Genomic DNA, 12956 nt, shown 5'->3' with positions numbered 1-12956 from the left:
GGTCGTATCAGCAGCTATTGACCGAACAAAGGCTTCTCATGAGTGAAGATGCACAAGACGTCGTACTGATCGTCGAAGATGAACCGGTGATTCTGATGTTGCTCGCCGACTATCTGTCGGGCCTGGGCTACCGGGTGTTGCAGGCGGAAAACGGCGAGCAGGCATTCGAGATCCTCGCCAGCAAACCGCACCTGGATGTGATGATCACCGACTACCGGCTGCCGGGCGGGATTACCGGGGTGATGATCGCCGAACCCGCGGTGAAACTGCGCCCCGACCTCAAGGTGATTTTCATCAGTGGCTATCCCACCGAGATTCTCGAATCCGGCAGCCCCATCGCGAGAAGCGCGCCGATCCTGGCCAAGCCCTTCGACCTCGACAGCCTGCAAGAGCAGATCCAGCGCCTGCTGGCGTGACCCTCTCTACAACCGCCGCGCTGTAGCCGCTGCCGAGCTTGCGAGGCTGCGATCGGACTGGGCGGCATGCCGAGGCAGTTGTCGCAAAGCCTGATTCTGCGGTGGATCAGAAAGATCCTGAACTCAGGACTTGCGCCTGCTGCGCAGGCGATCGCAGCCTGCGGCAGCGGCTACATGAAGTCTGCCGCGCTCCTGTAGCCGCTGCCGAGCCCGCGAGGCTGCGCTCGCCTGCAAAGCAGGCGTAAATCCAGGCCGCGCACTCCACCTGGTCCACCGCAGAATCAGGTTTTGCGACAACTGCGTTGTCGATCGCAGCTTCGCAAGCTCGGCAGCGGCTACAGGGAATAGCCTTTACAGGCCCTGCTGCAAGGCCGGATCGTCGGGGTTCTGTTGCTCCAGCTGGGCCAGGAGGATCTGCACGTTCTGCAACTGGCCGCTTTCCTTCCAATACTTGATCAGCAGCACCCGCGCCTTGCGGTTGGCGGGTTGGCGCTGGACGATTTCCTCGAGCTGTTTCTGCGCCGCTTCCAGCTCTTCTTCGCTGTGCAGGGTGGTGGCCAGGTCATAGCGGTAGTCGGCGTTGTTCGGCTCCAGTTCCACGGCGCGGGACAGGCCGAGCAGGGCGAACTCGCTCTGGTCGTGGTGCAGCAGCCACATGCCCAGGGCGTGTTGCAGGTAGGCGGAATCCTGTTGCGCCTGCAGTTGTTTGGCCAGCAGCTTGCGGGCATCTTCGCTGCGGCCCTGGCGGTCGAGCACCTCCAGTTGCAAGATCACCGCTTGCAGGTTGTCCGGTTGCAGGCTCAAGGCGTGCTCCAGCGTCTGCTGGGCCTGGTCCAGGTTGGCGTTGTGCAGGTACAGGCGCGCCAGTTGGTATTGCGCCTCGACGTTCTCCGGCTGGGCCTTGAGCACCTGGGTGTACTCATCGATCACTTGCTGCAGCGGTCCGAAATACAGGCCCTGTTCATCCGGCGACAAGCCGAGCAGGGCGGTGACGGCGGCGAAGCGCACGCTTTGCACTTCATCGTCCAGCAGCGGGCCGATCAGCAGGCTGCGCTGGCGCGCCGGGACCAGGCCGAGCACTGCCTGAATGGCCGCCTCGCGGACCTCGGGCTCGGCGTGGTGCAGGCCGGCGTCGGCCAGTTTCAGCGCCTGCGGGCTGGGGTAGTTGTGCAGTTCGGCGAGCAGGCGGATGCGCCGGCTGTCTGACAGGTCCGGACGCCCCAGCTGCTGATACAGCACCCGCGCCGCGCCGGGCTGGCCGTTGCGCGCCTGTTCCAGCGCCTTGCCGTAACCGTGCCTGATCGCATCCGGCACCACCGGTGGCGTGGTACGCAGGAACAGCCACGCCAGGCCCAGGGCCAATACGACGAGGAGGCTGATCAACAGGGTGCGGCGGGGCTTGGTCATGCAGGCATCCATGGCAGGGGCGGCTTTACGAAGGCGCAAGCTTCGGTCAGCTTCCCCTCGGAGTCAAACCCGCTTGCGGGGCGGCGAGCACGACTCGGGTTTTTGCGGCGGGGCGAGGCTGGAAGAGCGGTGCCGGCCGGTCCAATCACTCTGCTTGACCAAGCGATTGGCGCGAAGGATCGACAGTTCGGGAAAAATTGCCTTCCTGCCGGGAAGGCCGGGACGATAAGCTTTCCCGGCCGCAGACTGACTACGCTAGCCGCAGGTGCCCCTTTGTCCAGAACCCACTCATGCAGCCACTGATCAATTACTTCAAGGTCGTGATCCACCCGGGAGGCGCGGTGCTGCGCTTCGCCCTGCGTACCATCGCCGCCGGCCTCTTGACCCTGTACCTGGCGTTCATCTTCGACCTCGACCAGCCCAAGTGGTCGCTGATGGCGGTGATCATCGTCAGCCAGCCCCTGGCCGGCATGGCCCTGGCCCGCAGTTTCGGCCAGGTGGTCGGCACCACCCTGGGGGCCGCGGTGGCGGTGCTGATCATGGCGATCTTCCCCCAGGCGCCGCTGCCGTTCCTGGTCACCCTGGGCCTGTGGCTGGCGTTGTGCACCGCCGGCGGCACCTTGCTGCGCTACACCAGCTCCCAGGCGTTCGTGCTCAGTGGCTACACCGCGGTGGTGGTGGCGATGCTGGCGATCCCCGACCAAGGCAACACCCTGATGCTGGCCATTACCCGGGTCACCGAAACCCTGCTGGCGGTGGCCTGCGTCTGCGTGGTCAGCCTGCTGACGGCGCGGCCCGAGGCCGTGGCCCATGGTTACTTCGCCAAGATCGACCAGGTGCTCAAGTTGCTGGCGACCCACGCCGCGGCGGCGATTCGCACCGACGAAAGCGAGGCCGACTTCCACAAGCGGCAGATGCAGTTGCTGGGCGAGATCAGCGCCCTGGAAGGGTTGCGCCGCCACCTGTATTTCGACGCGCCACGCCTGCGCAGCGCCGACGGCCTGGTGCAATTGCTGGGCAACCAGCTGGTGCTGCTGACCTCGCGCCTCACCGTGCTGCGCCACCAGCGCGAGTTGTTACGGGCGCGCTGGGTCGGCGAGTTGCCGGAGGCGATCCAGCAACTGCGCGCCGACGAGCTGGCGTTTCTCGACGAGCTGGCGCAGCACGGGCGTGCCTTGCCCGCCGCCTCGCGGCAGCAGTTCGCGCACTTGCAGCAGCGTTTCGACGAACAAGCGCGGCGCGCCGAGCGCGAGGCCGATGCCTTGCCCGCCACCTTGCGTTCCCTGGCCTGGGCCCTGCGCTGGGAACAGGCGCGGATGCTCAAGCAGCTCGAAGACATTCTCGAATTCAGCGATGCCATCCAGGACGGCCGCCAGGCCAGTTGCCTGTACCGCCAGGGTCGCTCAAACCCACTGCACCTGGACTGGCCGCTGGCGGCGATGAATGCGCTGCGGGCCTTCACCGCGCTGCTGGTCGCCGGGCTGATCTGGATCGAAACCGCCTGGGACGGCGCGCGTTCGAGCATGGTCCTGGTGGGCATTCTCTGTTCGCTGATGGCGACCTTCCCGCGGCCCCTGGCGGCGGCGCAAAGCTATATGCGCGGCCAGGCCCTGGCGCTGCTGGTCTCGGCGGTCTACGTCTTCGCCCTGGTGCCCTTGATCGGCGATTTCGAATGGCTGGCGCTGTTGCTGGTGCCGCTGCTGTATACGGTCGCGGTGGGCCTGGCCAGCCCGATGACCGCCGGGATCGGCATGGGCCTGGGGCTGTCGAGCCTGCTGATGATCGGCCCGCAGAACATCGGCGCCTGGCAGAACAATGCCGCTCAATGGTTAGAGTTCGCCGGGGCCTATGTCAGCGGCGGGGTGCTGTCGTTGCTGGTCTATGCGTTCATTTTCCCGTTCAATCCGGTGCTGCGCATTCGCCGCTTGTTCCGCGACACCCGCGAGCAGGTGTACGCCTTGCAGAAAACCACGGCCAGCGATGAGGAGCAGTTTGTCTTCGAGAGCCGCATGGTCGACCGCCTGACCCAGATGCTCGGGCTGTTGCCCGCCGCCGGTGACCGGGTTTGCGCCGAACGTTTCGAGACCAGCCTGGCCTGCATGACCCTGGGCGTGGCGATGAACCAGCTCAAACAGCAGAGCCTGGACAACCCCTGGCTGAGCAGCGCGGCCAACGCCGACCTGCAGCAGTTGCTGCGGCGGGTCGGGCGGTATGTGGCGGGGCGCCCGGGGCTGGATGTAGACGAGCTGCTGGCGCGGCTGCGGCAGCTGGGCGACCACCTGGACCAGTTGCACGCCGACGACCGACCCCAGGCCCACGAACAGCTGTGGTCGGTGTTCCGCATGCGCGTTTCGCTGCTGATCGTCGGCGCTTTCCTGGAGCGCTACCGCCCCATGCTGCAACCCACGGAAACAGGAGAACCGGCCCTTGCCCATTGATTTCGAATTCGGCGGCGTCTACCTGCCGCCCATTGCCCAGGCCCTGTTGCTGGCCTTGCCGATTTTCCTGCTGCTCGACTGGGGGCTGCGGCGCCTCGGTGTATTGCGTTTCGTCTGGCACGAAGCGTTGTTCGAAGGGGCGCTGTATGCCTGCGTCTGCGCCACGGTCATTCTGTTGATGGGAAGCCTATGAATCTGAAAAATACCCTGGCCCGTTCGATCACCCTGGTGGCGGTAGTGCTGGCGCTGGTGCTGGGCTGGTTCGCCTGGGAGCATTACACCCGCGCGCCCTGGACCCGCGACGCACGGGTGCGGGCTGATGTGGTGACCCTGTCGGCGGACGTCGCCGGGCGCATTGTCAGCCTGCGGGTGCAGGACAACCAGCACGTGGACAAGGGCCAGCTGTTGCTGGAGATCGACCCGGCGCAATATGCCCTGGCCGTGGAACATGCCAAGCGCTCGGTGGAAGTGGCGGTCGCCACCCTCGGCCAGTCCGAGGCGGCGATTGCCGCCAGCGCGGCGCAGCTCAAGCAGCGGCAAAGCGAAGAGCGCCGGCGGCGGACCCTGAAGCAGGGCTTCGCGATTTCCGGCGAGGAGTGGGAGAAGTCCAATACCGATGTGGCGGTGGCCCAGGCCGACCTGTTGCGCGACCAGGCCAACCTCGGCCTGGCCCAGGCCAACGTGCACCTGGCCCAGGCCGCGCTGAAGCAGGCCGAACTGGACCTGCAGCGCACCCGGGTCGAGGCCCCGGTCAGCGGCTACGTGACCAACCTGCAGACCCGCCAGGGCGACCATGCCGCTGCCGGCGCGGCCTTGCTGGCGCTGGTGGACAGCGCTTCCTTCTATGTCAGCGGCTACTTCGAGGAGACCAAGCTGCCGCGGATCGAGGAGGGCAGCGCGGTGCGCATCCAGCTGATGAGCGGCGAGACCTTCGGCGGCAAGGTACAGAGCATCGCCTTCGCCATTACCGACCGTGAGAACTCCCAGGGCAGCCGCCTGCTGGCCAACATCAACCCCAGCTACACCTGGGTCAAGCTGGCGCAACGGGTGCCGGTGCGGATCGCCATCGACCCCGATTACCCGGGCAAGGACAGGTTGCGCGCCGGGACTACGGCGACGGTGACGGTGCTGGAGTAACGTGCGGCGGTGCCGGGAAGGACGCTATCGCGGGCAAGCCTCGCTCCTACGAAAGCGTATGAATCTGTAGGAGCGGGCGGCGATCCGACTTGCCTGCGATGCTGTTCCATGGGCGAAAAAAAGCCCCGTGACCGAATGAGAACACGGGGCAAAAATTTGGTTGGTTGCGGCCAACCAAAGGAGCTCGGTTGAAGCCTTATTTGCTGGCGACCGTCTCAGGCTGCCAGCCGCCACCCAGGGCCTTGTAGATGGCGACGATGCCACGGTACAGGTCGACCTCGGCCTGGGCCTGGGAGTCTTCGGCGGCCAGGCGTTCGCGCTGCGCGTCGAGCAGCACCAGGAAGTCGACGGTGCCTTCGCGGTAGCGGATCTCTGCCAGGTCGGCGGCGGCGCGGCTCGACTCGCTCTGGCGAATCAGCGAGATCAGGCGTTGCTGGCGCTTGCCGTAGTCGCTGAAAGCGTTTTCCGACTCTTCCAGGGCCAGCAGCACTTGCTGTTCGTAGGTCGCCAGGGCGCCGTCGGCGTCGGCATTGGCGCCCCGCAGGCGGGCGCGCACGCTGCCCAGGTCGAAGGCCGCCCAGGTAATGCTCGGGCCCAGGGCCCAGGCATTGGCGGCCGAGGAGCCGATCTGCGAACCACGGCCGGCGGTGAAGCCGAGGAAGCCGCTGAGGCTGACCCGCGGGAACAGGTCGGCCTTGGCCACGCCGATCCGCGCGGTGGCGGCGGCCAGCTGGCGTTCGGCGCTGAGGATGTCCGGGCGGCGCTGCAGCAGTTCGCCCGGGTCGCCGATCGGCAGGGCCTTGGCAATCGCCGGCAACTGCGCGGGTTTGAGATCGACACTGAGCTTGTCCGGACGCTCGCCCAGCAGGGTGGCGATACGGTTGCGCTGGCGCACCTGTTCGGCCTGCAGTTGCGGCACGCTGGCCTCTACCGCGGCCAGGCGTGCGTCGGCGCGGACCACGTCGAGCTGGTCGCCGACGCCGGCGTCACGTAGGCTTTCGGTGATCTTGCGCGACTCCTGCTGGTTGTCCAGGTTGGCCAGGGCGATCTTTTCCCGCAGCTGGGCGCCGCGCAGTTGGCCGTAGGCGTCCACCAGCTCGGCGATCATGGTGACTTGCAGCTGGTAGAGGTCGGCCTCGGCGGCCTGCTGGTCGGCTTCGCTGGCTTCCAGGTTGCGCTGGATGCGGCCGAACAGGTCCAGCTCCCAGGCCATGTCCAGGCCCAGGTCGTAGCGTTCGCTGTTGACCCGGCGGGTTGTCTGCCCAGGGATCTGACCTTTGGCCAGATCGCTGCTGGCGCGGCTGGTGATGGTTGGCATCGCATCGTTGCTGGCGTCGTCGCGAATCGCCCGGGCGGCCCGCAGACGGGCGAAGGCCACGCGCAATTCACGGTTACCCTGCAGGGACTTTGTCACCAACTGGTTGAGCACCGGGTCGTCGAACTGCTGCCACCAGATGCCTTCGAAACGCGCGCGGTCGAAATTCTTCTGGCCCGCGGCGCCATCGGTGGCGGCCGTGATGTGGGCCGCCTCGGTGGTCGGGGTCTGGTAGTCCGGGCCGACGGCACAGGCGCTCAGGGCCAGTGCCAGCAAGCTTGGCAGGAAGACTTTCAGGCTCATTGTTGCGCCTCCAGTTTCAGGGCACGGGTCGCTTTGCGGGCTTCGCTGCGCTCCACATAGTTGCGGATCAGGACGTAGAACACCGGGGTCAGCAGCAGGCCGAAGAAGGTCACCCCGAGCATCCCGGAGAACACCGCGACACCCATGGCATGACGCATTTCCGCGCCGGCGCCGCTGGAGAACACCAGGGGCACCACACCCATGATGAAGGCGAACGAGGTCATCAGGATCGGCCGCAGACGCAGGCGGCAGGCTTCCAGGACCGCGGCCAGCGGATCGAGACCTTCTTCCTGCTTGTCCTTGGCGAACTCGACGATCAGGATCGCGTTCTTGCACGCCAGGCCCACCAGTACGATCAGGCCGATCTGGGTAAAGATGTTGTTATCGCCACCGGACAGGATCACCCCGGCGATGGCCGACAGCAGGGTCATGGGCACGATCAGGATCACCGCCAGCGGCAGGCTCCAGCTCTCGTATTGCGCGGCCAGTACCAGGAAGGCCAGCAGCACGCAGAGCGGGAAGACGAACAGCGCGGTGTTACCGGCCAGGATCTGCTGGTAGGTCAGCTCGGTCCATTCGTAGGTCATGCCGTTGGGCAGTTCTTCCTTGAGCAGTTTCTCGATCGCCGCTTCCGCCTGGCCGGAGCTGTAGCCCGGTGCGGCCGCGCCGTTGATTTCCGCGGTGACGAAGCCGTTGTAGTGCATCACGCGGTCCGGCCCCGAGGTATCGCTGACCTTGATGAAGGTCGCCAGCGGGATCATCTCGCCCTTGTTGTTGCGTACCTTCAGCTGGCCGATCTGCTCGGCCTCGAGACGGAACTGCTGTTCAGCCTGGACGTTGACCTGGTAGGTACGGCCAAAACGGTTGAAGTCGTTGGCGTACAGCGAGCCCAGGTAGACCTGCAGGGTGTCGAAGATATCGCTGATGGCCACGCCGTGGGTCTTGGCCTTTTCCCGGTCGATAGCGGCATCGACCTGGGGCACGTTGACCTGATAGCTGGTGAACAGCCCAGCCAGTTCCGGCACGCTGCGACTCTTGGCGATGACGTTCTGCACTTCTTTATACAGCTCTTCGTAACCCATGCCGCTGCGGTCCTCGACCTGCAGGCGGAACCCGCCAATGGTCCCCAGGCCCTGTACCGGCGGCGGTGGGAAGATCGCCATGTAGGCTTCCTGGATATCGGCGTACTTGCCGTTCAGGGCGCCGGCGATGGCCCCGGCGGACATGCTCGGGTCCTTGCGCTCGTCGAAGGGCTTGAGGGTCACGAACACGATGCCGTTGTTCGGGCTGTTGGTGAAACCGTTGATCGACAGGCCGGGGAAGGCCACCGCGCTTTCCACGCCCGGTTGCTTCAGGGCGATGTCGGACATGCGCTTGATCACGTCCTCGGTACGGTCCAGGCTCGCGGCGTCCGGCAGTTGGGCGAAGGCCACCAGGTATTGCTTGTCCTGGGCCGGGACGAAGCCCATCGGCGTGTGGGCGAAGCCGAACCAGGTCAGCACCATCAGGCCCGCGTAGAGGAACAGGGCGATGCCGCTGCCCCGGATTACCCGGCGCACGGTGCCGACGTAGCCACCACTTGCGCGGTCGAAGAAGCGGTTGAAGGGTTTGAACAGCCAGCCACCCAGCAACCTGTCGAGGAACTTGGAGAAGCCGTCCTTCGGTGCGTGGTGATCCTTGAGCAGTACCGCGGCCAGGGCCGGCGACAGGGTCAGGGAGTTGAAGGCCGAGATCACCGTGGAGATCGCGATGGTCAGGGCGAACTGCTTGTAGAACTGCCCGGTCAGGCCGCTGATGAAGGCCGCCGGCACGAACACCGCGCAGAGCACCAGGGCGGTGGCGATGATCGGCCCGGTCACTTCGCGCATGGCGCGCTTGGTGGCTTCCACCGGATTCAGGCCGAGGCCGATATTACGCTCGACGTTTTCCACCACCACGATGGCGTCGTCCACCACGATACCGATCGCCAGTACCAGCCCGAACAGCGACAGGGCGTTGAGCGAGAAGCCGAACAGGTGCATCACGGCAAAGGTACCGATCAGCGAGACCGGCACCGCCACCAGCGGGATGATCGAGGCACGCCAGGTCTGCAGGAACAGGATCACCACCAGCACCACCAGGATCAGCGCTTCGAACAGGGTATGCACCACTGCCTCGATGGAGCCACGCACGAAGATGGTCGGGTCGTAGACGATGCTGAAGTCCATGCCTTGCGGGAAGCTCTGTTTCAGCTCGGCCATCTTGGCCCGCACTTCGTTGGAAATCTCGATGGCGTTGGAGCCAGGGCGCTGGAAGATCGGGATCGCCACCGCCGGCTGGTTGTTCAGCAGCGAACGCAGGGCGTACTGGTTGGAACCCAGCTCGACCCGGGCGATGTCTTTCAGGCGGGTGATCTCGCCGTTGTCGCCGGAGCGGATGATGATGTTCTCGAACTCTTCCTCGGTCACCAGGCGGCCCTGGGTGTTGACCGACAGCTGGAAGCTGGTGGCGCTCGGCGCGGGCGGGGCGCCCAGGGTACCGGCGGCGACCTGGCGGTTCTGCTCGCGAATGGCGGTGACCACGTCGGTGGCGGTCAGGTTGCGCGAAGCGGTCTTGTTCGGATCGAGCCAGACCCGCAGCGAGTAGTCGCCCATGCCGAACAGCTGCACATCGCCGACGCCGCCCAGGCGCGCCAGCTCATCCTTGATATTGAGGATGGCGTAGTTGGACAGGTAGAGCATGTCGTAGCGTTTGTCCGGCGAGGTCAAGTGCACGACCATGGTCAGGTCGGGCGAGGCCTTGTCCACGGTGATGCCGATGCGCGTCACCTCTTCAGGCAGCTTGGGCTCGGTGCGGGTCACGCGGTTCTGCACCTGCACCTGGGCGTTGTCCAGGTCGGTGCCCAGGGCGAAGGTGATGGTCAGGGTGATCTTGCCGTCGGCGGTGGACTGCGAGGACATGTAGAGCATGTTCTCGACGCCGGTGATGGCCTGCTCCAGGGGCGCGGCCACGGTTTCGCCGATGACTTTCGGGTTGGCGCCCGGGAAGTTGGCGCGCACCACCACGGTCGGCGGTACCACTTCCGGGTATTCGCTGATGGGCAGCTGGAACAGCGAGATGGAGCCGGCGATCAGGATCAGCAGCGACAGCACCGCTGCGAAGATCGGCCGTGAAATGAAGAATTGGGAGAAATTCATCTTGAGTCTTTTCCCTTAACCGCGTGGAGTCGCAGCGCTGGCCAGTTTCGCAGCCGCTTCAGACGCGCCCTTGGCGGGGGCGACTTGAGGCAGGTTGCTGGCTTCCAGGGCCTTTCTTTGTTGCGCCAGGGCGGCGAGGGTTTCCTTGCTGGCCATCGGCACCACTTCAGGGCTGACCGGTGCGCCTGGACGGGCGCGCTGCAGACCCTTGACGATGATGGTGTCGTCCTTGTTCAGGCCGTTGCGCACGATGCGCAGGCCTTCGATCTTCGGCCCCAGCTCGACGGCGCGGTACGCCGGCTTGTTGTCGGCATCCATCACCAGCACGAACTTCTTGCCCAGGTCGGTCCCCACCGCTTCGTCGTTGATCAGCACGGCGGAGTAGGTGCCGCTGCCCACCAGTTTCAGGCGCGCATACAGGCCCGGGGTGTAGCTGCCGTCGGCGTTGTCGAACACCGCGCGACCGCGGATGGTGCCGGTCTGCGGGTTGACCTGGTTGTCGACGAAGTTCATCTGGCCCAGGTGCGGGTGGCCTTCTTCATTGGACAGGCCGAGGTAGACCGGGGTGGTCTGGCCACGCTGGCCCTGGCGAGCGAGCTGGGTGTACTTGAGGTACACACGCTCGTCGGCGTCGAAGTAGGCGTAGACCTTGTCGGTGGAGACCACGCTGGTCAGCGGGGTGACATCGGCGGTCACCAGGTTGCCGGCGGTGATTTGCGCACGGCTGACGCGACCGCTGATGGGCGCGCTGACCCGGGTGAAACTCAGGTTGAGCTTGGCCACGTCCAGTTGCGCCTGGATTGCGTCGACTCCGGCGCGGGCTTCCTGGGCGGCGCTGGTGCGGGTGTCGGCCAGCTCGGCGGAGATCGCGTTGCTGGTCAGCAGGCGCTGGCCGCGCTGGGCTTCATTGGCACTGCGGGTGGCGGTGGCCCGGGCTTGTTGCAGCTGGGCTTCCAGGCGGCGCACTTCGGCCTGGAACGGCCGTGGGTCGATCTGGAACAGCAGGTCGCCTTTTTTCACCAGGGCGCCTTCGGTGAAGGCCACCTGGTCGATCTGGCCGGAAACCCGTGGGCGGATCTCTACGGTTTCCGGCGCCTCGAGGCGCCCGGTGAACTCGTCCCATTCGTTGACCGGTTGCTCCAGCACCTTGGCCACACTGACTTTGGCGGCGGGCATGTTGGCGGCCGTTTGCGGCGCCTTGCCACAGGCGCTCATCACCAGCACAGCCAATAATGCGAGAGGGAAGCGTAAGTGTTTGAGTGACTGTTCCATGGATCATCCGCCAATGTATTTGAGATGGGCGGATGATGCTCGGCAGGGGTTGTATCGCACGAATCGAATGAGCCGAAGGTAACTATCATTCGGAATGATATAAGCGCGATGAAAGCCCTCTAGCATGCACCTTTCGTTAGGGTGCTATCAATTACTTAAATGGAATTTCATTGTTTCCGCGATTGCAAGGGTAGGAGGCAGAAGCGCGGGGAGGGGACTCATCCTGGCGCGAGCCATCGTGGATCGACCCACGGGTTTTGCACCCGACTGAAAAGCAGCATTTGCCCCGCTGGAGCGAGCCGGCTCGCGGTAGGCCTGGGTTGCGAGGGAGAGGGCTTCGGCAGGTGCGTTACGCCAGGCTTGTCTTTAAATGCAAATTTTGCATATTAAGTTATTCCTAAAATGACTTTTACAGCGATCCTCGATGTCGTTAGCTTATAGGCTGTGGTTTTTAAGGTCTCTTCTTATATAACCAAATAAATTACAGCCCCGACTTTCGACTTCCTGGAGATTGCCTTGCGTACACTTCTGCAACTGGCCGCGGCCGCGCTGGCCGCGTCCATCAGCCTCGGTGCCTCGGCGCTCACCCTCACCGTCGGCGACCAAAGCTACAACACCCGCGCGGTGATGGATGCCGCCGGTGTGCTCGACAACCTGCCTTATACCCTGGAGTGGAAGCAGTTCACCGCCGGCTCGCCGGTGGCCGAAGCGCTGAACTCCGGCAGCCTCGACCTCGGGTTGCTGGGGGATGCACCGCCGCTGTTCCTCGGTGCCCTGGGGGCGCCGATCAAGGTGATCGCGGTCACCCAGCAGAATCTTTCCGGGGTGGCCATCGTGGTCAACCAGGATTCGCCGATCAAGACCGTCGCCGACATCCGCGGCAAACGCGTGGCGATCTGGAAGGGTTCCTGGAGCCAGCAACTGCTGTTCAGCGCGTTGGACAAGGCTGGCGTGCCCCGTGACGCGGTGGACATCCGCTACCTCAGCGCCCTCGATGCCTTCCATGCGCTGGAAGGCGGCTCGGTGGATGTGATCGCCACCTGGGAACCCTACGTGACGCAACAGGAGCGGCGCGGCGGCCGGGTGATCGCCACGGCGCAAGGGCTGATCCCGGCGCAGAGTTTCGTGGTCGGCAACAACCGTTCCCTGGAAGAAAAACGCGCGGCCATCAGTGATTTCCTGCAACGACTGAAAAAAGCCCGGTCCTGGAGCGTAAACGATCCCGCCCATAGCGAGGCCTATGCCGATGCCTGGGCCGAGCGCACCCGCGCCGATCGCGAGATCGCCCGTGCCTGGTTCCGTCGGGCGAAAACCGACGTGGGGCCGATCAGCCCGCAGAACATCGCCGACGCCCAGAAGACCGTGGATTTCTTCAGTGGCATTGGCCTGATCAAGTCCTACCCGGCCGCCAGCCTGTTCGACACTTCCTTTAATGCCGCCTTGCAGAATCCTTCTGTGACGCTTCAGGCCGCGCCGTAACCACCAAGGACCT

General features: G+C 64.9%; 9 protein-coding genes. 5 read left to right on the top strand and 4 right to left on the bottom strand.

Annotation, left to right across the window (positions count from 1 at the left end; translation table 11 throughout):
• Positions 1-38 precede the first annotated feature (38 nt).
• Positions 39-416 carry a response regulator gene (locus AC3RCP_RS17435; protein ID WP_007924849.1) on the top strand — a complete coding sequence of 126 codons (378 nt, stop codon included), beginning with the start codon at positions 39-41 and terminating at the stop codon, positions 414-416.
• 351 nt (positions 417-767) lie between these two features.
• Here AC3RCP_RS17435 and AC3RCP_RS17430 read toward each other — a convergent pair whose 3' ends face one another.
• Complete coding sequence (locus AC3RCP_RS17430) at positions 768-1823, bottom strand: tetratricopeptide repeat protein (protein WP_492571300.1); 1056 nt, start codon at positions 1821-1823, stop codon at positions 768-770.
• A gap of 290 nt (positions 1824-2113) precedes the next feature.
• On the opposite strand from AC3RCP_RS17430, the gene AC3RCP_RS17425 reads away from it, so the two are divergent.
• From AC3RCP_RS17425 to AC3RCP_RS17415, 3 genes are read left to right on the top strand one after another with little or no spacing between them, the layout of a single operon-like run.
• Positions 2114-4261 carry an FUSC family protein gene (locus AC3RCP_RS17425; RefSeq protein ID WP_492571301.1) on the top strand — a complete coding sequence of 716 codons (2148 nt, stop codon included), beginning with the start codon at positions 2114-2116 and terminating at the stop codon, positions 4259-4261.
• Positions 4251-4454 (top strand): DUF1656 domain-containing protein, encoded by a 204-nt coding sequence (locus tag AC3RCP_RS17420; protein ID WP_007924845.1) that lies wholly within the window; start codon positions 4251-4253, stop codon positions 4452-4454. Before AC3RCP_RS17425 ends, AC3RCP_RS17420 begins: the two co-directional genes overlap by 11 nt.
• Positions 4451-5398 (top strand): HlyD family secretion protein, encoded by a 948-nt coding sequence (locus AC3RCP_RS17415; RefSeq protein ID WP_492571302.1) that lies wholly within the window; start codon positions 4451-4453, stop codon positions 5396-5398. Before AC3RCP_RS17420 ends, AC3RCP_RS17415 begins: the two co-directional genes overlap by 4 nt.
• Positions 5399-5594: 196 nt before the next feature.
• On the opposite strand, the gene AC3RCP_RS17410 is transcribed toward AC3RCP_RS17415, so the two are convergent.
• From AC3RCP_RS17410 to mexE, 3 genes are read right to left on the bottom strand one after another with little or no spacing between them, the layout of a single operon-like run.
• The gene (locus AC3RCP_RS17410; RefSeq protein ID WP_492571303.1) at positions 5595-7016 is read right to left on the bottom strand and encodes an efflux transporter outer membrane subunit; all 1422 of its coding nucleotides are present in this window, start codon (positions 7014-7016) and stop codon (positions 5595-5597) included.
• Entirely contained in the window at positions 7013-10192 is a 3180-nt protein-coding gene (locus tag AC3RCP_RS17405) for an efflux RND transporter permease subunit (RefSeq protein WP_087090685.1), read from the bottom strand. Before AC3RCP_RS17405 ends, AC3RCP_RS17410 begins: the two co-directional genes overlap by 4 nt.
• Positions 10193-10207: 15 nt before the next feature.
• A complete protein-coding gene (gene mexE, locus AC3RCP_RS17400; RefSeq protein WP_007924837.1) occupies positions 10208-11464 on the bottom strand; it encodes a multidrug efflux RND transporter periplasmic adaptor subunit MexE in 1257 nt (418 codons plus the stop codon).
• Between the two features lie 516 nt (positions 11465-11980).
• On the opposite strand from mexE, the gene AC3RCP_RS17395 reads away from it, so the two are divergent.
• On the top strand, positions 11981-12943 hold the full coding sequence (locus tag AC3RCP_RS17395) for an ABC transporter substrate-binding protein (protein WP_102680361.1): 963 nt from the start codon (positions 11981-11983) through the stop codon (positions 12941-12943).
• Positions 12944-12956: the final 13 nt, after the last annotated feature.

This window comes from Pseudomonas sp. GW822-FHT05A08 (assembly GCF_058800485.1).
Note: the sequence above shows the minus strand (reverse complement) of the source record. Positions and strands in the feature narration are given on the sequence as shown.